Origin of the sequence: Burkholderia lata, assembly GCF_000012945.1 — a bacterium.
GTDB classification, from domain to species: domain Bacteria; phylum Pseudomonadota; class Gammaproteobacteria; order Burkholderiales; family Burkholderiaceae; genus Burkholderia; species Burkholderia lata.
Window position 1 is genome coordinate 1,841,821 of record NC_007510.1, and the last position, 20,531, is coordinate 1,862,351.

Genomic DNA, 20,531 nt, shown 5'->3' on the forward strand with positions numbered 1-20,531 from the left:
GTCGCGCCGCGGCCAACGCATCGGTACACCCCGCCCGACGCCGACTGGCACGCACGCACTTTCAGGCCGGCAGGTCTCCTGGCTGACAGGTCGGCGCCGGCTCCCGGCCTTCCCGGTGGAACCAGTGGCATGAGGGGGAGATCGGCTCGCTGTCTACAGTTGCGGGGGCAGCCACAGCGGCGCGTGGCGCGCCCTGTGTTCCCTCTTCGGCCCCGAGGGGCACCGGCGAACGAACGGCCGTAGGATACCCGATTTTCGCGACGATCCGGCATTGTCGATATGCCGCGCAACCGCATCGCAGAACGGCCGCAGCCGGTTTTTCGCTATCTCGCAAATGGTACGATTGGCGGCTCGACATCAGATCGGCGACCGCCGGTATCCGCGATGAAACTCGGCAGGACGGAGCTGTTCGGCATGGGCATTGCACTGGGCTTGCTGGCCATCCCGGCCTGGATGCTGCTCGCATGCATACTGATCCCGCTTGCACCGTCGGCCGAGTGGCCGAAGAATGTCGGGCTCGCCGGCCTCGGCGTGCCGATCGTGGCGGGTGGCACGTTCCTGTACAGGAAAATCGGTGCGCGGCCGCTCACGTGGCTGCTGCTCGGCTGGCTGCTGATCGCGTCGATCGGCGGCATGTATCTGGGCTTGCTGGTCTTGATTGGCCCGGTGACGCGCGGCTGACGTCGTCGCCGTATCGCACCGGTCACGCTCGGCACATCAACGAATCAACGCGCGGCGGCCCAGCCGCCGCGCATCGCAACAAACGGTAGGGAATCGAACGATGGGGAAGGGTGCATGACGGCGTGGCTGACAGTAGTAGGCATCGGCGACGACGGTTACGCGGGGCTCGGACGCAGCGCGCGGCGCGCGCTGCTCGACGCGACGCTCGTCGTCGGCGCGAAGCGGCATCTCGACATGCTGCCCGCGCGGCTGCCGGCCGCGCGCGAAACCTGGCCGTCGCCGTTCGATCTCGCGGGCGTGCTGGCCCGACGCGCATCGCCCGTCTGCGTGCTCGCCAGTGGCGACCCGATGCTGTTCGGCGTCGGCGCCACGCTCGCGCGCCAGCTTTCCCCCGACGAATGGCGCGTGCTGCCCGCACCGTCGTCGCTGTCGCTGGCAGCCGCGCGCCTCGGCTGGGCGCTGCAGGATGTCGGCGCGGTCTCGCTCGTCGGCCGTCCGCTTGCGACGCTCGCGCGTCACCTGCTGCCCGGCCGCCGCCTGTTCGTGCTGAGCGCCGACGGCCGCACGCCGGCCGCCGTCGCGGCCGAACTCGTCGCACGCGGCTTCGGGCCGACGCGCATCAGCGTGTTCGAACATCTCGGCGGCCCGCTCGAGCGGCGTCTCGACGGGCTCGCACAGGGCTGGCGCATCGACGAAACGGCCGCGCTCAATCTGGTGGCGCTCGACTGCCAGGCCTGCCCCGACGCGCCGCGCCGCGCGCTCACGCCCGGCCTGCCCGACGACGCGTACCGTCACGACGGCCAGCTCACCAAGCGCGACCTGCGCGCCATGACGCTCGGCCGCCTCGCGCCCGTGCCCGGCGAGCTGCTGTGGGACGTCGGCGCCGGCAGCGGCTCGATCGGCATCGAGTGGATGCGCGCGCATCCGTCATGCCAGGCAATCGCGATCGAAGCGCATGCGGAGCGGCAACGCTTCATCGAACACAACCGTGATGCGCTCGGCGTGCCGGGCCTGCAACTCGTCGCGGGCCGCGCCCCCGATGCGCTCGCGGGGCTCGCCGCGCCCGACGCGATCTTCATCGGCGGCGGGGCGACCGCACCCGGTGTGCTCGACGCGTGCTGGGCAGCGCTGAAACCGGGCGGCCGGCTGGTCGCGAACGCGGTCACGCTGCAGGGCGAGATGGCGCTCGCCGCGTGGCGCGATGCGCATGGCGGCACACTTACGCGTGTGTCGCTCGCACACGCCGAGCCGCTCGGCCGTTTCGACACGTGGCGGCAACCGTTGCCGGTCACGCTGTACGACGTGCGCAAGCCCGACACCGCCGACACGCCCGCACCGTCGACCGCGACGAACGCAACGGACGCGTGATGCGCGACGAGACCCCCGAACAGCCCGCGCCGCTACGCTTCGGCTATACGACCGGCAGCTGCGCGACCGCGACGTCGCTCGCCGCCGCACGGCTGCTGCTCGCGGGTAGTGCGGACGACGCGGTCGAGATCGTGCTGCCGAAGGGGCAGCGCGTGATGATGCGGCTCGAGTTCTGCCGGGCCACGGCCGACGGTGCGGAAGCCGCCACGATCAAGGATGCCGGCGACGATCCGGACGTCACGCACGGCGCGCTGATCTTCGCGCGCGTCGCGCTCGCGTCGGCGCCCGGCGTGCGGTTTCATGCGGGGCCGGGCGTCGGCACGGTCACGCGCGCGGGGCTGACGCTGCCGGTCGGTGAACCGGCAATCAACCCGGTGCCGCGCCAGATGATGACGACGCACCTGGAAGCGCTGGCGGCCGAGCACGGCTACGCGGGCGGCTTCGACGTGACGATCGGTGTGGAAGGCGGCGAAGCGCTCGCGCTAAAGACGATGAACCCGCGGCTCGGCATCGTCGGCGGGCTGTCGATCCTCGGCACGACCGGCATCGTGCGGCCGTTCTCGTGTTCGGCCTATATCGCGTCGATCCACCAGGGCATCGACGTCGCACGCGCGAACGGTATCGCGCATATCGCCGCATGCACCGGCAACGCGAGCGAGGACGCGATGCGCGCGCACTACCAACTGCCCGACATGGCGCTGATCGAGATGGGCGATTTCGCGGGTGCGGTCCTCAAGCACCTGCGGCGCGCACCGGTCGCGCGGCTGTCGATGTGCGGCGGCTTCGGCAAGCTCAGCAAGCTCGCGGCCGGCCATCTCGACCTGCACAGCCGCCATTCGAGCATCGACCTGCCGCTGCTCGCGCAGTGGGCGGCCGAAGCCGGCGCAAGCGATGCGCTGCAGGCCGCGATGCGCGCCGCGAACACGAGCCAGGAAGCGCTGAAGCTCGCGCATGCCGACGGCGTGCCGCTCGGCGATCTCGTTTGCGCACAGGCGCTGCGCGTCGCGCGCGACATCGTGCCGCCGTCGGTCGCTGTCGAGATATTCGCGATCGACCGGCAGGGCCGCTTCGTCGGGGAGGCGCGATGAGTACGCGCATCCTGCTGCTCGGCGGCACCGGCGATGCGCTGAAGATTGCACGCGCGCTCGGGCCTCGTCACGTCTACAGCCTGGCCGGCCTCGGCAAGGTACCCGACGACCTGCGCTGCGACGTGCGCGTCGGCGGCTTCGGTGGCGCGGCCGGGCTGGCCGCGTATCTGCGCGACGCCGGCATCGGCCTCGTGATCGACGCGACGCATCCGTATGCCGCGCAGATCAGCGCGAATGCCGCGGCCGCGGCGCGTGAAGCGAGCGTGCCGCTGTGGGCGCTGCGCCGCGCGCCGTGGGCGCCGCAACCCGGCGACGACTGGCGCATGGTCGACGACTGGGCCGGCATCGAGGCCGCGCTTGCACCGTTCAAGCGGCCGCTGTTTACGCTCGGCCGCGAACCGCTCGCGCATCTCGACGCGATCCCGCCGCACCAGTTCTGGCTCGTGCGCTGCCTCGACGCGCATCCCGGCAACGCGCATGCGCAGATCGTCGCCGCGCGCGGGCCGTTCACGCTCGACGGCGAGCGCGCGCTGTTCGCGCTGATGGGCATCGACGTCGTCGTCAGCAAGAACAGCGGTGGCGCGGCCACCGAAGCCAAGCTCGACGTCGCGCGCGAACGCCGGCTGCCGGTCGTAATGCTGCGCCGTCCGCCGCTGCCCGCGGCCGACCGCGCATTCGATTCGGCTACGGCGCTCATCGACGCGCTCGATCCGGCCACGCGCACGTGACGCCACGCGGCGGATCATTCAATGAATTGACGGAGATTTTTCGATGACGGTGTATTTCATCGGCGCGGGCCCCGGCGACCCGGAGCTGATCACGGTGAAGGGCCAGCGCCTCGTACGCACGTGCCCGGTGATCCTGTATGCGGGTTCGCTGGTGCCGGCCGCCGTGCTCGACGGCCATCGCGCGGAGCAGGTCGTCAATACGGCCGAGCTCGACCTCGACGCCATCGTCGCGCTGCTCGCCGGCGCGCACGCGAAAGGGCAAGACGTCGCGCGCGTGCATTCGGGCGACCCGTCGCTGTACGGCGCGATCGGCGAGCAGATTCGCCGATTGAAAGCGCTCGGGATTCCATATGAAATCGTGCCCGGCGTAACGGCCACGGCTGCGTGCGCGGCGACGCTCGGCGTCGAGCTAACGCTGCCCGGCGTCGCGCAGACGGTGATCCTCACGCGCTTCGCGGGCAAGACGACAATGCCGGAAGGCGAAGCGCTCGGCTCGCTCGCCGCGCACCGCGCGACGCTCGCGATTCATCTCGGCGTGCGCCATCTCGCCCGCATCGTCGACGAAGTGCTGCCGCATTACGGTGCCGATTGCCCGGTCGCGGTGATCTATCGCGCAAGCTGGCCCGATGAAGCCCGCGTGACCGGCACGCTCGCCGACATCGTCGGCAAGGTGCAGGGCACGCAGATCGAGCGCACGGCGCTGATCCTGATCGGGCGCGTGCTCGACGCCGAAGGGTTCGCGGATTCGACGCTGTACGCGAGCGCGGGCTGATCACGCACGGGCCGGCCCGGGTTCGGAACGGCGTTCGCGCAGGTGCGTGTAGAGCGCCGCGCCGATCGTGATTGCGCCGCCGACGAAGTAGATCGGCGACGCCGATTCGCCGAGGATCAGGATCGACGCGGCGATGCCGACGACGGGGATCAGGTTGAGCACGACCACGCTCCAGTACGATGCGTTGTCGCGCGCGCCACGAAAATAGAACAGGAAAGCGAGCGTGAATTGCAGCACGCCGATCGCCAGCGCGGGCCACACGGCCGGCCACGCCGGTAACCGGTGCGGCCCGCTGCCGCCCGCGTCGATGCCGAGCAACACGAGCGCCAGCAGCAGCGAGCCGGCCTGCTGGATCAGCAGCATCGCCGTCGCGGACGGAAGCGTCACGGCCTGCGTCGACAACGACACGTACAGCGCGGCCACCATCACGCCGGCGAACACGAACGCATCGCCGCGCAGCGACGCGTGCCCGTCCGCCGATGCATCGCCGAGCGTGATGACGACGACACCCATCAACGCGACGACGCCCGCAACCAGCAGCCGTCCGTCGACCCTGAACCGGAACAGCACGATGTTGAACGCGAGAATACCGAGCGGTTCGAGCGCGAAGATCACCGCCGTGTGCAGCGCGGACGTCGATTGCATGCCGACGAACCCGAGATAGTACGCACCGCGCGGTTCGAGCATGCCGATCAGCGCCACCACGGCGATCTGCGCCGGCGCGATGCCTTGCAGGCTCACGCGCTGCACGGCGGCGAGACACGCGAGCACCGCGACGCTGGCGGCGATCTGCAGCACGATGAGCCACGCGGGCGACAGGGCAGGCAGCACCATCTTGCTGAACGGAATGGCGATGCCCCAGCACAGCGTCGCCATGATCAGGTATCCGGTCTTGCGCGCGTTGTCGTTCATGCGTGGACTCCACTCGGTCTGTCGACCCGTAGAATGCGGGCGTGCGGCCGCCCGAATCGAGCGGGCCGCGCCGCGGCTGACATCGGTGAAACGGTGGTTTAAATTATATGCGTGACGCACACATATGCTAGGAGCGCCTACGTGAAAAAGCAACGCCTGAACAATTTGTTGGGCGCACTCGCGCTCGGGCTGAACGACCGGGTAGAGGACGCCATCGCCCGCGACACGGGGCTGCACGGATCGAGCGTGGATGCGCTGGTGCTGCTGTCGCAATCGCATGCGCTGACGATCGACGCGCTGGCACGGCAATTGATGCTCGTGCATTCGTCGGCGGTGCGGCTCGCCGAGCGGATGGTGCAGGAAGGGCTTGCCGCACGCGAGCCCGGCGACGACAAGCGCACTGTCGTGCTGACGCTGACCGAGGCCGGGCACGATGCGGTGCAGGAGGTGCTTGCCGCGCGCGGTGCGGCGATCGCGGACTTCACGCGCACGTTGACGCCGGAGCAATGCGCGCAGCTCATGCCGATCTGCGAGCAACTGGTCGGCGCGCTGGCCGACGACATGCAGAATGCGATCCGCGTGTGCCGGCAGTGCGACGAAGACGCGTGCGATTTGCGGCGCTGCCCGTCCGAGCGTGCGTATCGGCGGTTCGAGGCGGGGCAGGAAGCGGGTGGCTGACGCAGGCGCGGTGCACCGGCACGCCGCGCGCCGCGCTCAGTCAGTCAGATCCCGAACAACGCCTTATCCGATCGCGGCGGGGCAAAACGCGCTACGCACGCGCGACGTGCAGCACCCGCTTCGGTGCAAACCCCGCCGCCAGCGCGAACAGCGCGACACACAGGCAGGCCATCGCGATCCACGCGGGTGACAGGTCCGCGAGGTGCTGGCGCACGATGCCCGCCGCGAACGGGAACAGCCCGGCGATCAGGTAGCCGATGCCCTGCACGAACCCCGTCAGCGACGCGGCATCGGCCGGTGTCGCGGCGTGGTCAACGGTGACGATCAGCGACAGCGGAAACAGCGCGCCGATCCCCGCACCCATCAACAGCGCGGCCGGTAGCGCAAGCGCTTCCGGTGCGACCAGCATCACCAGCAAGCCGACGAACAGCGACGCGATCGCCGCATGCAGCGCGGGCCGGCGATCGGGCAGGCGGTCGATCATCGCCGAGATCGTCAGCCCCGCGACGACTTCCGCGAGCGTCACGCCGCCGAGCAGGCTGCCGGCCGCCGTCGGCGACCAGCCGAGCCGCATGTAGTACGGCGGCAGCCACGCGAGCACGAGCGTGTACGCGCCCGTCGCGATGCCGAAGAACAGCGCGAGCCGCCACGCGCGCGGCGAGCGCGACGGCTGCGTGTTCGACGCCGACGTCGGCCCGGCGGCGAATGCGTCGCCGCCGCGACTGGCCAGCGGCCAGGCCAGAGCAGCCACCGCGGCCGGCAGCGCCCAGCCCGCGAGCGCGGGAAGCCAGCCCCAGCGCGCCGCGGCAAACGGCGCGATAACGCTCGCGAGCACGGCGCCGCCCATGATCGACGTCGAATAGACGCCCATCGCCCCGCCGATCCGCGTCGAGAAATTCGCCTTCACGAAGCCAGGCAGCAGCGCCTGCACCATCGCGATCCCGACGCCTGCGCAGCAGGCGCTCGCGAGCAGCAGCCATGCGTGCTGCGCGCCGACGCGCGACACGCAGGCCAGCCCGATCAGCGCGACGCCGAGCCAGACGCCGCCCGCGATGCCGGTCAGGCGCTGCAGGCGCCGCGCACTCAGCGCGCCGAGCCCCATCAGCAGGATCGGGATCGTCGTCAGCAGGCTGGCCGCGCCGTCGCTGATGCCGGTCGTGCGCTGGATCATGTCGAGCAGCGGGCCGACCGCGGCGAGCGCCGGCCGCAGGTTCAGCCCGACAAGGACGATGGCGGCGAGCCGCCATCCGGGGGAAGTGAAGCGATTCATTGCAAGACCCTCGATATCGGTGCGCGACCCCGGTGAGGCGCCGCGCGTTTTCATGTAAAGTATCTCGACATCAAGATAAACGGTGATTTATCTCGACGTCAAGATAACTGGTGAGCCGAGGAGGGTTAATGGATCGAGCCGCACATGCGCTCGCACAATGGCGCGCCGAGCGTCCGGATCTCGACGCGTCGTCGATGGTGGTGACGGGGCGGCTGCAGGAAGCGGCGCTCGTGATCGCGCGCGACCGTCTCAATCCGCTGTTCGCGCGCTACGGGATGCAGCCGGGTGAGTTCGACGTGCTGGCGACGCTGAGGCGTGGCGGGGCGCCGTTCGCGTTGACGCCGACGGCGCTTTACGACGCGCTGATGATGTCGTCGGGTGGGATGACTGCGCGGATCGACCGGTTGCAGAAAGCAGGGTGGGTGGAGCGCCGGCCGAATCCGGCGGATGGGCGTGGGACGCTTGTGGCGCTGACGGAGACCGGTCGCGCGCTGATCGATGAAGCGGTTGTCGCGCATATCGACAATCAGCGGGAGTTGCTGGGCGTGCTGTCGGATGCGGAACAGGCGCAGTTGTCGGAACTGCTGGGAAAGCTGCTGGCGGGGTTGGGGGACGGGGCGCTGAAAGGGGCTGAGGGAAAGTAGCGTCGCGGAATGAGTTATGCAAACGCAGGAGGCGGGCAAAAGAGTTCTTCGTGAATTTTCTCGAACGTCGCTTACCGACCCGGAGCGGTCATCCGCTTGCCGTCGTGAATGGCTCGCCAAAGCAACTTTCCCATGTCATATGAGCACGCGACCCAACGACATACCGGCAAACGCTACCTCAATCTCGTACTCGCGCATGTACAACCAACTATCGAACAGTACGTCGCGACCTGGATGCGTGCAATTTCGCTACAAATAACTCGTCGTAAACGATGCGAAAACCGCCGAAACACCATCTTGAAAATCGCCGGGAGCTTTGGGCGAAAGAAGTACGGACACGTCGGTGCGCGAGAAAAGCAAGCTTGTACGGTACTGCTCTATCCGCGCAACAACATCATATCTATGCGGTAGACTCCCCGGCTGGTTTGGTCCCGGCCGTGCTCCGACTGCAAATCCGGCGGCGCGAAGAATAATTTCGGCGTCGTCAAATGAACTTCCGAGCGGAATGTAGCGAACTGCGAGCCAAGTAATGTCCCCGGCTTTATCTATCTCTTGGGTCGAGCCGCTTTTGGGGACCTTCTGATACGCCTTGTCGATTTCAATGCGAAATCGCTTTCCCAGTACTTCGAGGTCTTGCCGAGGGGATGCGAGCGACGCCCAAGGTACGAGCGCAAAATAAAGCGGCACCCATAATCCCGCGTGTATCGCAGTGCGTCGTTGGGAGACCAGCTTCCGACTTTTTGCCATTGCCACCTCCGATTCGCAGGATCGGTCGCATCGCAACGCGGATGGTTCTCACCGGAACATCGCGGGCGATTGGGTTGGAGCATGCGTCCGTGGAGCCCTGGTGTCAACGATCTAGCCCCAACTGTTGGAAGACCGCTTCTGACTGACGCGGGCGGTCGCCTTGTCAGTAAGCGGCCGGTCGAACTATATATACTTCCCTATCAACATGTTGCCTCCCTGAGCCTGAACGCAAAAGGACGCTCCCATGAGATTGCTGACAACTGCCGAGGCTGATGAATACCTGCAGACTATAGGCATGCAGATAGGAAGTTGGAATCAAATCGCCGACATACCGCGTGAAAGAACTGTACGCACCTACCTGCCGTACAGTGCGCCCACTAATTCGCGGGAACTGTACGTGTTTGCGCATCACGCGGCCGGCTGGTTGCCCGCAGGCAAGTGGAAAATATTCCAGATCGACAATTCGAGCGCGTTCCGCGGGGACGAGCTTCAGTTCATCGATACCGTGCTCGGACCCAACACCGGCCTGGGCCGTGATATCGATGTTTGGTCCCGATCTCTTTTGTTCGAAGGGGCCGCAAACGCGAACCTCGACGTTTCTGATGAGCTAACCATCGCAAGGCTCATTTATCTGTTCTTGCTTTTCGAACAGCATGCCTATGTGGTCTCTTCGGAGAGTTTGAACGGTCAACGGCTAGGCATACAAGATGGCGTCATCGATTTCGAGTCCGATGTCTTCTACCGCCCTGCGGCTGATCAACTGATGCGTGTGTTCGAGTCTGAGCCATTGCGGCTTCCGTCATGGATGGACCGCTTTTTAGACGTCGCCTGATTGGCTGCTTCTGTCCGAACACCGACAATCTTCCCGGCGTTCCCCGGAAATTCGCCATGCACAAAAAAAACCCGCCGCGCAATGCGGCGGGCTTTTCAGTTCGCGGCCCGCACAGCGTGCGCCCGCTCAACCCATCACCCCCGCGCCGGAATATTGAGCCCGCGAGCAACAGCCGGCCGCGCAACGAACGCTTCAAGCACCCGCTGGACGTTCCGGAATTCACTAAACCCAACCAGATCCCCGGCCTCATAGAACCCGACAAGATTCCGCACCCACGGAAAGATCGCAATATCGGCGATCGTGTACATATCGCCCATCACCCACTGGCGGTTCTCGAGATGCGCGTCGAGCACGCCGAGCAGGCGCTTCGACTCGTCGACATAACGATCACGCGGGCGCTTGTCCTCGTAGTCGCGGCCGGCGAACTTATGAAAGAAGCCGACCTGGCCGAACATCGGCCCGATGCCGCCCATCTGGAACATCACCCACTGGATCGTCTCGTAGCGGCCCGCGAGATCCTTCGGGATCAACTGACTCGTCTTGTCCGCGAGATAGATCAGGATCGCGCCCGATTCGAACAGCGGCAGCGGCTTGCCGTCCGGGCCGTTCGGATCGATGATCGCCGGGATCTTGTTGTTCGGGTTCAGCGACAGGAATGCCGGCGACAACTGGTCGTTCGTGTCGAAGCGCACGAGGTGCGGCTCGTACGGCAGGCCGGTTTCCTCGAGCATGATCGACACCTTGACGCCGTTCGGCGTCGGCAGCGAGTAGAGCTGGAGGCGGTCGGGATGCTGGGCCGGCCATTTTTGCGTGATCGGGAAGGCGGACAGGTCGGACATGAAGGTTCGCTCGTCGAAGTGGAGAATCCGCGCTCCGCCGATGCATCCGCGCTCGCGCACGGTTCGCGACGCGGCGGCGGCAGGGCAGAGCGCGCCGAAAACGCCCACTGTAGCCGATCCCGGCGATCGATGCCGATGGTGGCCGCCACACCGCCGGGAGCCGCCGCCGGCAGAGATCAGAAGTTGTGCCGCAGCCCGATCATCGCGGCCGTCGTGCCGACGCCCGGCGCGACCGGCTGCCCGTACACGAGCATCTGGTCCATCGTGCCGCGGTTGTTCACGTGGCCGACCTGCGCATAGACCATCGTCCGCTTCGACAGGCTGTAGTCGGCCGCGAGCACGACCGCCGTCGACTTGTTCGCCGAGACGTTGCGGTCCTTCAGGTAATACACCGCCGACGTCACCTGCAGCGCGGGCGTGAAGCGATAGCCGATGCCGGCCGACAGCATGTCGAGGTTCACCTTGTCCGCATGCGACGGATTCCTGCCGTTGCCGTACGACGCCGATACCGAGAAATCGTGGATCGTGTATTTCGCGCCGACGTAGAAGAAGCGGTTGTTGTCGACGCCGGTCGGCGCGACGCCGGGCGCCGGGCTCGTGTCGTGCCCGTTGTAGTAGACGGCCGAAGCGTTGAGCCCGTAGTTCGCATACTTCAGCACGACCGATTCGCGCGTGCCGCCCTGGAACTGCCCGGCCACACCGCCCGGCGCGTATTCGAGCGCGATCGACGCACCCGCGAAGGTCGGCGACTGGTAGACGAGCGCATTACTGTCGTACAGCGCGCCGATCGCTGCGTTGGTGCTCGTCCCCGACCAGCCGGCCGCCGTGTTCAGGCCGAGCCACGCGATCAGCACGCTGCCGAAGAACTGCGCGTTGCGCACGTCGGTGTCGGCCATCGCGTAGATCATCGGCACGATCTGGCGGCCGGCCGTGAACGAGCCGAACGGGCCCGACACGCCGAGCGACGCGACCTGGTTGAAGATCGCGACGGCGCCCGGCGTGTCGCTCAGCTGCAGCTTGCCGCTGCCGCTGTCGAACGAGCCCTGCAGTTTGAAGTTGACCTTATAGCCGCCGCCGATGTCCTCGCTGCCCTTGATGCCCCAGAAGCTCGAGTAGATGCCGCCGTCCTTCATGCGGAACACCTTGCCCGTGTTCGGCGCGGTCGGGCTGAACGACGCCGCCGACGTGCTCTGGTACACCAGGCCCGAGTCGATCACGCCATAGAGCGTGACGGAGGATTGCGCGTGCGCGAGCGCCGAACAGCCGGCAAGCGCCGCGAGCGCGGCCAGTTTCGTCTTCATGAAGTCTCCAGGGTCGTATTGGACCGGACGGGATCGAGCCCGTCCGGGTGAAGCGGGGAAGCATCGAGGCTGGCGGGAACACGAGAAATGCATCGCCGGTGCGAGCCGTGCTGAAAGACTACGCAACGGCGGGCGGCCGCTCCCCCCCACGCACGGGGGGCAGGGTTGCGGAGAATCGGAGGGAGGCGGGCGCGGCAATACGCCCGAATGGCGGAGCCGGCGTTACAGCGTCAGGGCGCGCTTTCGAGCAGGCCGAGCACCAGCGCACGGCGCACCGCATGCTTGCGCGAGCTGGCGTCGAGCTTGCCGAACAGGTTCTTCAGGTGCCACTTCACGGTTTCCTCGCCGACGGCGAGCGCCACCGCGATCTCCTTGTTCGACAGGTTGCGCGCGAGCAATTCGAGAATCGCGCGCTCCTTCGGCGTCAGCACGACGCTCGGCACCGCGCGCGGGCTGGCCGCGGCGCGCGGGGCGGGCGGCACGATGCGTGGCTGCGGCAGCGCGTGCCGCGCGGGGCCGGTACCGGCGGCTGCCTCGTCGCCGGCGCGGCGCGCCCAGTCGGCGATGGCCGGATGCGCGTCGGCAAGCGTGCGCATCAGCCCGAACAGGTCGGCGAGGTTCATCGCCTCGTCGAGCCGCGCGCGGCCACCGCCGCCTGACTGTTCGAGTGCGAACGCGCTGAGCGCCATGATCTCGATGCGTGCCTGCCCCATGCTCATTTCGCGGGCCAGCACCGCGGCTTCGTCAAGCGCGGCGCTTGCGTCATCCCAGCGGCGCGCGGCCAGCGCCGCGCCGGCGTGCGCGGTTGCCTGCAGTAGCACGACGGGCCGCCGCCACAGCGGCCCGTGCGACGGAAACTCGGCTGCGGCGATCGCATCGATCCGCTCGACGAGCGCGTGGCAGGTCGCCTCGCGATAGCGTGCCGCATGTATGCGCACCTGTTCGGCGAGACTCGCGACCGACAGGCGCGGCAGGCGCCGCGCGACGCCCATCGCGTCGAGCGCTTCGAGCAGGTCGATCGCACGGTGCTCGACGCCGCGCAGCAGCGCGATGCGCGCGGCGGTGCGATAGCCGAGCAGCACGGTATCGGGCGTGCCCGCATGTTCGAGTACGTCGAGCCGGTTTGCGAGCAACGCGGCCGCCTGGTCGACGCGGTCGGCCTCGTACGCGAGCGCCGCGCACATCGCCGCGAGCATGCAGGTGAGCGGATGGCGGCGCCCGAGATCGGCTTCCGCACGCGCGAGCGCCGGCGACAGCGCGTCGTCGGCCAGCCGGACCTGGCCCTCGCGCAGGTAGCTCAGGCCCGTGATCAGCTCGCCCCAGCGCGCGACATAGCCGAACCCGGCCGCCGTCTCGCCGCGCGGCGCCGCGTGCTGAAAACGGCGCGCTTGCGCCGGTTCGCCGACGATGATCGCGCGCGCCGACAGCCGGTTCGCGTGCATTTGCGCGAGCCACGTCGCCGCCGGCGGCGTGAAGTCGGCCCACGGTTCGAACAGCTCGACGAAGCGGTCGATTTCGTCGGCGTAATACGCGGCCGCGCTGAGGATCAGCGCGCATTCGTAGCGCATCGCCGCGGGCGTGCCGGGATCCGCGAGGATGCCCGCGATCTGGCGCTGCGCCTCGACATGGCGCTCGCCGAGCGCCAGCGCCCACGCCACCGCGACGCGTAGCGTCGGACGCTTGTCGAGCTCCGCATCGGGCAGCAGCGCGAGCCAGTCCAGCACGTCGTTGATGCGGCCCTGCTTGATCGCATCCTCGAGGCAGCGCTGCGCGAGCGCGTACGCCACCTCGAACTGGCCGGCCGCATACGCGTGGCGGGCGGCTTCCTCGGTCATCCCGTGCGCGTCGAGCCAGGCGGCCGCACGCGCATGCAGCGCGCTGCGTTCGGCTTCCGGGCCCGCGGCCAGACGGTCGCGCAGCGTGTCGCGCACGAGCGGATGCAGCCGGCACCAGTCCGAATCGTCCGACGCAATGAACAGCGGCGTGTCGCGTGCGAGCCGCGCGAGGCGGTCGGGCGCGTCGGCGTCGTCGAGCAGCGCGGCGCACAGCGACGGATGCAGGCGATCGGCAACGCTCGTGCGGGTCAGGAATGCGGTGTCGTCGGCCGACAGGTTCGTGAGCAGCAGCTCGACGAGCCGGTCGCGCGTGCCGTCCACGCGGGCGGCGAGCGCGTCGACCGCCTGGCGCGGGTCGGCCGAACGCGCCATCGCGGCCATCGCGAGCTGCAGGCCGAGCGGCCAGCCGTCGACGCGCTCGAACAGCCGCGCGCACGCGTCGGCGTCGACTTTCTGCGCAAAGCGCGCGCCGACCAGCGCGATCGTCTCGTCGAGCGTGAAGCGCAGCTCGTCGGGGCCGGCGAGCGTGCATTGCCCGCCGGCGAGCAGATCGCCGGCCACGTGGTCGAGCCCGCGCCGCGCGGCGACGACGACATGCAGGTTTTGCGGTGCGTTGTGCAGCACGTAGGTCAGCGCGTCGAGGCCGGCGGGCGGCAGCCGCTCCGCATCGTCGACGATCAGCAGCGCATCGATCGACAGTTGCGCGACCTCGGCCAGCCATGCGGTCACGCCTTCCAGCGCACGCGCCGCGTCGGCCGCGCCGACCGGGATCAGGCGCCCGAAGCCGGGCCGCGCGCAGCCGGTCCGCACCGCCTGCACGAGCCCCTGCAGCAACCGCGCCGCATCGTCGCGCTCGTCGGCCGACAGCCACACGACCGCACGGCCGAGCGCAAGGGTTTCGCGGCGCCATTGCGCGAGCAGCGACGTCTTGCCGTAACCGGCCGGCGCCTGCACGAGCGTGACCGGCCGGCCGTCGAAAGCGGGCGCGGCGAGGCTCAGCCGCGCGCGGGCCAGCAACTGCGCCGGCACGCGCGGTGCGGTCGTCTTCAGGACCAGTTCGGTGGGAGGCGCGTCGGCGCGATCGGGTGGGTGGGCCATCGGGGCAGCAGTCGGAATCCGGCGGTGCCGTGCGGGCCATCGTCCGGGGTGGGTGTGGGGGGAAGGATCGGTCGAACCGCGTTCGCGCGTCAATCCCCCCCGCGACGAGTGGGGCCGCACCGGCACCGCATCGATAGCATGGGTTCCGATACATGACGAACACCACGAGGAGCCTGCCCATGAACATCGTATCGACCGGCACGCGGCGCAGCGCGCCGCTCGCCGGATAAGCGGAGCGGCACGATGTACCGCCATCTGCTCGTGACGGTCGACGGCACGCCCGGCGGCATCGACGCGATCGGCCATGCGCTCGAACTGGCACGCGCGGTCGGCGCCCGAGTCACGTTCCTGCTGCCCGGCGCCGCGCCGGACTCGCGTTTATCCGGAGCGCGGCTGCCGGAGCACGGTGCGAAAGTGGAAGCCGCCGCGCGGGCGCAGGGGCTGTCCCATGCGATCGCGGGGGCCGGCCATCCGGGGGCCGGCCATCCGGGGGCCGGCCACCCGGCGGCTGACGATGCGGCGCCCGGCGCACTGGCGGCCGAACTCGGCTGCGACCTGATCGGCGTCGCGGCGCTGCCGCACGATGCCGACCCGGCAGCCTGCGCGCACCGCCAGCGCCTGCTCGCGACGAGTGGCGTGCCGGTGCTCGTGTGCACGTCGCGGCGATCGCCTGCCGAGGCGCGTGTGATGGCGCGTTGTTTTGATGCGCATCGTGCCGTCGAAGCGTGGCTGCATGCGTTGATGGCGACCGGCACCGCCTTGAGCGAGCCACAGCAGCAAGCAGCCGACACGCAGGATGCGCTGGCATCGCTCGCCGCACTGCAGCGCGCCCGGGTCGGCACGGCCGCCGAAGCGCGCCTCTTCGCGGCATTGCGCATCCGTGCGGAGTGCGTCGCGGCCGAACTGGACGAACTCGACCGCCAGCGGCAACGCGATACGCAAGCGCTCGACGCGCTCATGCGGATCGCCGCGGACGGGCTGCCGTCGGCCGCGTTCGACACGGCGCTCGCCCGCTATGCGCACGGCGCATTCGAGCAGATGGGGCGGATGGAAGGCGTGATTTTCCCGGCCGCGCGGCGCTATCTCGGCGACGCGGACTGGGCCGGACTGGATGAATCGCTGGCGGACGGCGCAACCGCGACGCCGCCACGCGCGAACGAACCGAACGAACCCGACGATGCGCCACGCGCATCCGACTGACACCTTACGGAGAACAACATGGCACATGCAGTGCGATTCCACGAAACCGGCGGTCCCGAGGTCCTGCGCTGGGAGGAAGTCGACGTCGGCGACCCGGGCCCCGGCCAGGTGCGCCTGCGGCACGACGCGGTCGGGCTGAATTTCGCCGACACGTACTTCCGCAGCGGCCTGTACCCGGTGCCGCTGCCTGCCGGCCTCGGCGTCGAGGCGGCCGGCGTGGTCGAAGCGGTCGGCCCCGGCGTGACGAACGTCGCCGTCGGCGACCGCGTGACCTACACGGGCTTCCTGAACACGCTCGGCGCGTACAGCACCGAACGGCTGATCCCCGCCGCGCCGCTCGTGCGGCTGCCGGCCGGCATTTCGTGCGAAACGGCCGCGGCGATGACGATGCGCGGCCTGACGTCCGCCTATCTGCTGCGCCGCATCCATGCGTTCGCGCCGGGCGACACGATCCTGCTGCACGCGGCCGCCGGCGGCGTCGGACTGATCGTGTCGCAATGGGCGAAGCTGCTCGGGCTCAACGTGATCGGCACCGTCTCCAGCGAGCACAAGGCCGGGATCGCCCGCGCCCACGGTTGCGACCATACGATCGACTACAGCCGCGAGGACGTCGCGAAGCGCGTGCGCGAACTGACGGACGGCGCAGGCGTCGACGTCGTGTTCGACAGCGTCGGCAAGGACACCTTCGAAGGCTCGCTCGATTCGCTGAAGCGGCGCGGGCTGATGGTGTGCGTCGGCACCGCGTCGGGCCCGATCCCGCCGTTCGATCCGCAGCGCCTCGCGATGAAGGGCTCGCTGTACCTGACGCGCCCGGCGCTGGCCGACTACATCGCCGATCCGGCCGAGAAGAACGACCTGGCCGGCGAACTGTTTGCGCACGTCGCGGCCGGCCGGATCCGGATCGAGATCAACCAGCGCTACGCGCTGCAGGATGCCGCGCAGGCGCACCGCGATCTCGAATCGCGCAAGACGACCGGTTCGTCGGTGTTCATCGTCTGAGGAGACGCGCATGCGAGTCGAACCCCTGACCTGCGCGATCGGCGCGGAACTGCTGGATGTGAGCCTCGCCGACGCCGTGCACGACGACGGCCTGTTCGCCGAGATCCGTGCGCAATTGCTCCGGCATCGCGTGCTGTTCCTGCGCGATCAGGACATCACGCGCGCCGAGCACGTCGCGTTCGCGCGACGCTTCGGCGAGCTCGAGGATCACCCGGTTGCCGGCAGCGATCCCGAACACCCGGGGCTCGTGCGGATCTACAAGTCGCCCGACCAGCCGAACGACCGCTACGAGAATGCGTGGCACAGCGATGCGAGCTGGCGCGTGGCGCCGCCGTTCGGCTGTGTGCTGCGCTGCATCGACGGTCCGCCGGTTGGCGGCGACACGATGTGGGCGAACATGGTGCTCGCCTACGAGCGCTTGCCGGCGCACGTGAAGCAGCAGATCGACGACTTGCGCGCGCGCCACAGCATCGAGGCGAGCTTCGGCGCCGCGATGCCGATCGACAAACGCCTCGCGCTGAAGGCGCAGTACCCGGACGCCGAGCATCCGGTCGTGCGCACGCATCCCGAAACCGGCGAGAAGGTGCTGTACGTGAATGCGTTCGCGACGCATTTCACGAACTTCCACACGCCGGCGCGCGTGCGGGTCGGGCAGGATGCGAATCCCGGCGCCGGCCAGTTGCTGCAATACCTGATCAGCCAGGCTTATATCCCCGAGTACCAGGTGCGCTGGCGCTGGAAGAAGAACAGCGTCGCGATCTGGGACAACCGCAGCACCCAGCACTACGCGGTGATGGACTACCCGCCGTGCGTGCGCAAGATGGAGCGCGCGGGCATCGTCGGCGACGTGCCGTTCTGAGCACGGCAGGCCCGTAACCGGTCTCTGAAAAACCATGCAACGCGCCGGGCCTCCCGCCCGGCGTGGCGGGATACGCACGCCCGTACGCCCGAAATACAACGATTTCCACTGGAGGACGACATGCAATTTCTCGACGATTCGCTGCACCCGGAAAACCAGGACAAGGTGGTCATCACGGTCGCGCCGTACGGCCCCGAATGGATGCCGGCCGATTTTCCGGAAGACATTCCGGTGACGATGGACGAGCACGTGCAGAAGGCCGTCGACTGCTACAACGCGGGCGCCACGGTGCTGCACATGCATGTGCGCGAGCTCGACGGCAAGGGCAGCAAGCGGCTGTCGAAGTTCAACGAGCTGCTCGGCCGGCTGCGCGAGGCGGTGCCCGACATGATCCTGCAGGTGGGCGGCTCGATCTCGTTCGCGCCGGAAGGCGAGGGCGCCGACGCGAAATGGCTGTCCGACGACACGCGCCACATGCTCGCCGAGCTGACGCCGAAGCCCGACCAGGTGACGGTCGCGATCAACACCGTGCAGATGAACATCACCGAGCTGATGAACCGCAAGGACATCGCGGGCACGTCGCTGAACGAAGCCGCGCTGTGGGACGCCTACCGCGAGATGACGGTGCCGGCCGGCCCCGGCTGGGTCGACGAGCACCTGCGCCGCCTGCAGGCGGCCGGCATCCAGCCGCATTTCCAGCTCACCGGCATGCACGCGCTGGAAACGCTCGAACGGATCATCCGCCGCGGCGTCTATCGCGGCCCGCTGAACGTCACGTGGGTCGGCATCGGCGGCGGCTTCGACGGCCCGAATCCGTACAACTTCATGGAATTCGTGCGGCGCTGCCCGGACGGCGCGTGCATCACGCTCGAATCGCTGATGAAGAACGTGCTGCCGATCAACACGGTCGCGATGGCGCTGGGCCTGCATCCGCGCTGCGGGATCGAGGACACGATCATCGACCAGAAGGGCAACCGGATGACGTCGGTGCAGCAGGTCGAGCAGTGCGCACGGATCGCGCGCGAACTCGGCCGCGACATCGCCACCGGCAAGGAGGCGAAGGCGATCTACCGGATCGGCGTGCAGTACGACGGCATCGACGAGACGCTCGCACACCTCGGAATGGCACCGAACCGCCGGCCGGGCCAGGCGAACGTGCCGCTGCGGGCCGCCTGACGCGCCGCGCATCCGGGCAGGCGGCCCTCGCGGCCGCCGCCCGCCGATCGTTGTGGCGTGGCACCCATCCCCGCGCACGGCGCGGGGGCTGACTCCGGACCACGGAGCGGGGCCACGCAAGCCGCGCCGGAGCACGACCGCTCTGGTGCCGGAGGAGACACGCATGCTGATCCATCATGTCGAGCCGTCGATGCAGGACGTCGCCGCCGCCGGCCGGCGCGCGCCCGCGTATGCGTGGCTCGTGTTCGGGCTGACCGTCGGCATGCTGCTGTCGGACTACATGTCGCGGCAGGTGCTCAACGCCGTGTTCCCGCTGCTCAAGCACGCGTGGGCGCTGTCGGACACGCAGCTCGGTTCGCTGTCCGGCGTCGTCGCGCTGCTGGTCGGGCTGCTGACGTTTCCGCTGTCGGTGCTCGCCGACCGCTTCGGGCGCGTGCGCAGCATCGTGCTGATGGCCGCGTTGTGGAGCGTCGCGACGCTCGGCTGCGCGCTGTCGACCAACTACACGGAGATGCTCGTCGCGCGCGGCCTCGTCGGGCTCGGCGAAGCCGCGTACGGCAGCGTCGGCGTCGCGCTGATCCTCAGCATCTTTCCGGCACGGCTGCGCGCGACGCTGACCGGCGCGTTCATGGCCGGCGGCGCGTTCGGCTCGGTGTTCGGGATGGCGCTCGGCGGACTGGTCGGCGCGCATCTCGGCTGGCGCTGGTCGTTCGGCGTGATGGCCGCGCTCGGCATCGTGCTGCTCGTCGCGTATCGCTGCGTCGTGACCGAACGTCGGCTCGCCGCGTATCGCATCGAACCGTGCCGGCGCGACGCCAATACGCCGCGCGACCTGCGCGGCAACGTGCGCGCGCTGATGTCGGGGCTGTTCGCATCGCGTTCGGTGATCTGCGCGTATCTCGGCAGCGGGCTGCACCTGTTCGTGCCGGGCGCGCTGTTCGCGTGGCTGCCGAGCTACCTGAACCGTTACTACGCGATGGCGCCCGACCGCGCGGCCGTGCTCGCAGCCGGCTTCGTGTTGCTCGCGGGCGTCGGGATGGTCGGTTGCGGGATCGTCACCGACCGCGTCGGCAAGACCGACGGCAAGCGCAAGTGGCTGACCGCGATCGCGTATTGCGTCCTCACGGGCGTCTGCCTCGCGATCGCGTTCCGGCTGCCGCCCGGGCCGCTGCAGCTCGCGCTGATCTGCGCGGGGATGCTGGTCGGCGCGGGCGCGTCCGGTGCGTCGGGCGCGATGGTCGCGAACCTGACGCCGGCCGCGATCCACGCATCGGCGTTCGCCACGCTCACGCTCGCCAACAACCTGCTCGGCATGGCGCCGGGCCCGCTGCTGACGGGGTGGGTTGCCGATCGCGCCGGGCTCGTCGGCGCACTGCAATGGATTCCCGTCGTGCCGCTCATGGCCGCCGTGCTGTTCGCGATCGGACGCGCGAGCTATGTGGCCGACCTCGCGCGCGTCGAACGCGAACGGCGCGCGTCCCAACTTTCCTGAACGTTTCGGAGA

At 68.8% G+C, this 20,531-nt stretch carries 19 protein-coding genes and 1 riboswitch; of the genes, 13 read left to right on the top strand and 6 right to left on the bottom strand.

The window, feature by feature from the left end; translation table 11 throughout:
• Positions 1-51 precede the first annotated feature (51 nt).
• A riboswitch (cobalamin riboswitch) is annotated at positions 52-242 on the bottom strand.
• 37 nt (positions 243-279) lie between these two features.
• From BCEP18194_RS14240 to cobM, 5 genes are all read left to right on the top strand, one after another.
• A complete protein-coding gene (locus tag BCEP18194_RS14240; protein ID WP_011351979.1) occupies positions 280-681 on the top strand; it encodes a hypothetical protein in 402 nt (133 codons plus the stop codon).
• A gap of 114 nt (positions 682-795) precedes the next feature.
• A complete protein-coding gene (locus BCEP18194_RS14245; protein ID WP_011351980.1) occupies positions 796-2,049 on the top strand; it encodes a bifunctional cobalt-precorrin-7 (C(5))-methyltransferase/cobalt-precorrin-6B (C(15))-methyltransferase in 1,254 nt (417 codons plus the stop codon).
• Entirely contained in the window at positions 2,049-3,137 is a 1,089-nt protein-coding gene (locus BCEP18194_RS14250) for a cobalt-precorrin-5B (C(1))-methyltransferase (protein ID WP_011351981.1), read from the top strand. Before BCEP18194_RS14245 ends, BCEP18194_RS14250 begins: the two co-directional genes overlap by 1 nt.
• The gene (locus BCEP18194_RS14255) at positions 3,134-3,865 is read left to right on the top strand and encodes a cobalt-precorrin-6A reductase (RefSeq protein ID WP_011351982.1); all 732 of its coding nucleotides are present in this window, start codon (positions 3,134-3,136) and stop codon (positions 3,863-3,865) included. The genes BCEP18194_RS14250 and BCEP18194_RS14255 overlap by 4 nt, the downstream gene beginning before the upstream one ends.
• Before the next feature lie 43 nt (positions 3,866-3,908).
• The gene (gene cobM / locus BCEP18194_RS14260; protein ID WP_011351983.1) at positions 3,909-4,637 is read left to right on the top strand and encodes a precorrin-4 C(11)-methyltransferase; all 729 of its coding nucleotides are present in this window, start codon (positions 3,909-3,911) and stop codon (positions 4,635-4,637) included.
• On the opposite strand, the gene BCEP18194_RS14265 is transcribed toward cobM, so the two are convergent.
• Positions 4,638-5,549: a DMT family transporter gene (locus tag BCEP18194_RS14265; RefSeq protein ID WP_011351984.1), complete on the bottom strand. Its 912-nt coding sequence runs from the start codon at positions 5,547-5,549 to the stop codon at positions 4,638-4,640.
• A gap of 141 nt (positions 5,550-5,690) precedes the next feature.
• Between BCEP18194_RS14265 and BCEP18194_RS39650 the strand changes: the two genes are divergently transcribed.
• Positions 5,691-6,227, top strand: a complete 537-nt coding sequence (locus tag BCEP18194_RS39650) for a MarR family winged helix-turn-helix transcriptional regulator (RefSeq protein ID WP_011351985.1) — start codon at positions 5,691-5,693, stop codon at positions 6,225-6,227.
• Between the two features lie 91 nt (positions 6,228-6,318).
• On the opposite strand, the gene BCEP18194_RS14275 is transcribed toward BCEP18194_RS39650, so the two are convergent.
• Positions 6,319-7,497: an MFS transporter gene (locus tag BCEP18194_RS14275; protein WP_011351986.1), complete on the bottom strand. Its 1,179-nt coding sequence runs from the start codon at positions 7,495-7,497 to the stop codon at positions 6,319-6,321.
• Positions 7,498-7,625: 128 nt separating this feature from the next.
• Here BCEP18194_RS14275 and BCEP18194_RS14280 point away from each other — a divergent pair, with 128 nt between their 5' ends.
• Positions 7,626-8,141, top strand: a complete 516-nt coding sequence (locus tag BCEP18194_RS14280; protein ID WP_011351987.1) for a MarR family winged helix-turn-helix transcriptional regulator — start codon at positions 7,626-7,628, stop codon at positions 8,139-8,141.
• Between the two features lie 249 nt (positions 8,142-8,390).
• On the opposite strand, the gene BCEP18194_RS41170 is transcribed toward BCEP18194_RS14280, so the two are convergent.
• Positions 8,391-8,888, bottom strand: coding sequence for a hypothetical protein (locus BCEP18194_RS41170; RefSeq protein WP_041492830.1), 498 nt, complete (start codon positions 8,886-8,888; stop codon positions 8,391-8,393).
• Positions 8,889-9,132: 244 nt separating this feature from the next.
• Between BCEP18194_RS41170 and BCEP18194_RS14290 the strand changes: the two genes are divergently transcribed.
• Positions 9,133-9,720, top strand: coding sequence for a hypothetical protein (locus BCEP18194_RS14290; RefSeq protein WP_011351989.1), 588 nt, complete (start codon positions 9,133-9,135; stop codon positions 9,718-9,720).
• A 134-nt stretch (positions 9,721-9,854) separates the two neighbouring features.
• Here BCEP18194_RS14290 and BCEP18194_RS14295 read toward each other — a convergent pair whose 3' ends face one another.
• From BCEP18194_RS14295 to BCEP18194_RS14305, 3 genes are all read right to left on the bottom strand, one after another.
• Positions 9,855-10,559: a glutathione S-transferase N-terminal domain-containing protein gene (locus BCEP18194_RS14295; RefSeq protein ID WP_011351990.1), complete on the bottom strand. Its 705-nt coding sequence runs from the start codon at positions 10,557-10,559 to the stop codon at positions 9,855-9,857.
• Between the two features lie 176 nt (positions 10,560-10,735).
• Positions 10,736-11,860 carry a porin gene (locus BCEP18194_RS14300; protein ID WP_011351991.1) on the bottom strand — a complete coding sequence of 375 codons (1,125 nt, stop codon included), beginning with the start codon at positions 11,858-11,860 and terminating at the stop codon, positions 10,736-10,738.
• Positions 11,861-12,090: 230 nt separating this feature from the next.
• Positions 12,091-14,793, bottom strand: a complete 2,703-nt coding sequence (locus BCEP18194_RS14305) for a LuxR C-terminal-related transcriptional regulator (RefSeq protein WP_011351992.1) — start codon at positions 14,791-14,793, stop codon at positions 12,091-12,093.
• 243 nt (positions 14,794-15,036) lie between these two features.
• Here BCEP18194_RS14305 and BCEP18194_RS14310 point away from each other — a divergent pair, with 243 nt between their 5' ends.
• The 5 genes from BCEP18194_RS14310 to BCEP18194_RS14330 all read left to right on the top strand — a co-directional run bounded on the left by BCEP18194_RS14310 (position 15,037) and on the right by BCEP18194_RS14330 (position 20,519).
• Positions 15,037-15,993, top strand: coding sequence for a universal stress protein (locus BCEP18194_RS14310; RefSeq protein WP_041492831.1), 957 nt, complete (start codon positions 15,037-15,039; stop codon positions 15,991-15,993).
• An 18-nt stretch (positions 15,994-16,011) separates the two neighbouring features.
• The gene (locus BCEP18194_RS14315; RefSeq protein ID WP_011351994.1) at positions 16,012-16,992 is read left to right on the top strand and encodes a quinone oxidoreductase family protein; all 981 of its coding nucleotides are present in this window, start codon (positions 16,012-16,014) and stop codon (positions 16,990-16,992) included.
• Between the two features lie 10 nt (positions 16,993-17,002).
• Entirely contained in the window at positions 17,003-17,851 is an 849-nt protein-coding gene (locus BCEP18194_RS14320; RefSeq protein WP_011351995.1) for a TauD/TfdA dioxygenase family protein, read from the top strand.
• Positions 17,852-17,971: 120 nt separating this feature from the next.
• Complete coding sequence (locus BCEP18194_RS14325) at positions 17,972-19,027, top strand: 3-keto-5-aminohexanoate cleavage protein (protein ID WP_011351996.1); 1,056 nt, start codon at positions 17,972-17,974, stop codon at positions 19,025-19,027.
• 163 nt (positions 19,028-19,190) lie between these two features.
• Positions 19,191-20,519 carry an MFS transporter gene (locus tag BCEP18194_RS14330; RefSeq protein ID WP_011351997.1) on the top strand — a complete coding sequence of 443 codons (1,329 nt, stop codon included), beginning with the start codon at positions 19,191-19,193 and terminating at the stop codon, positions 20,517-20,519.
• The last annotated feature ends 12 nt before the right edge of the window (positions 20,520-20,531 follow it).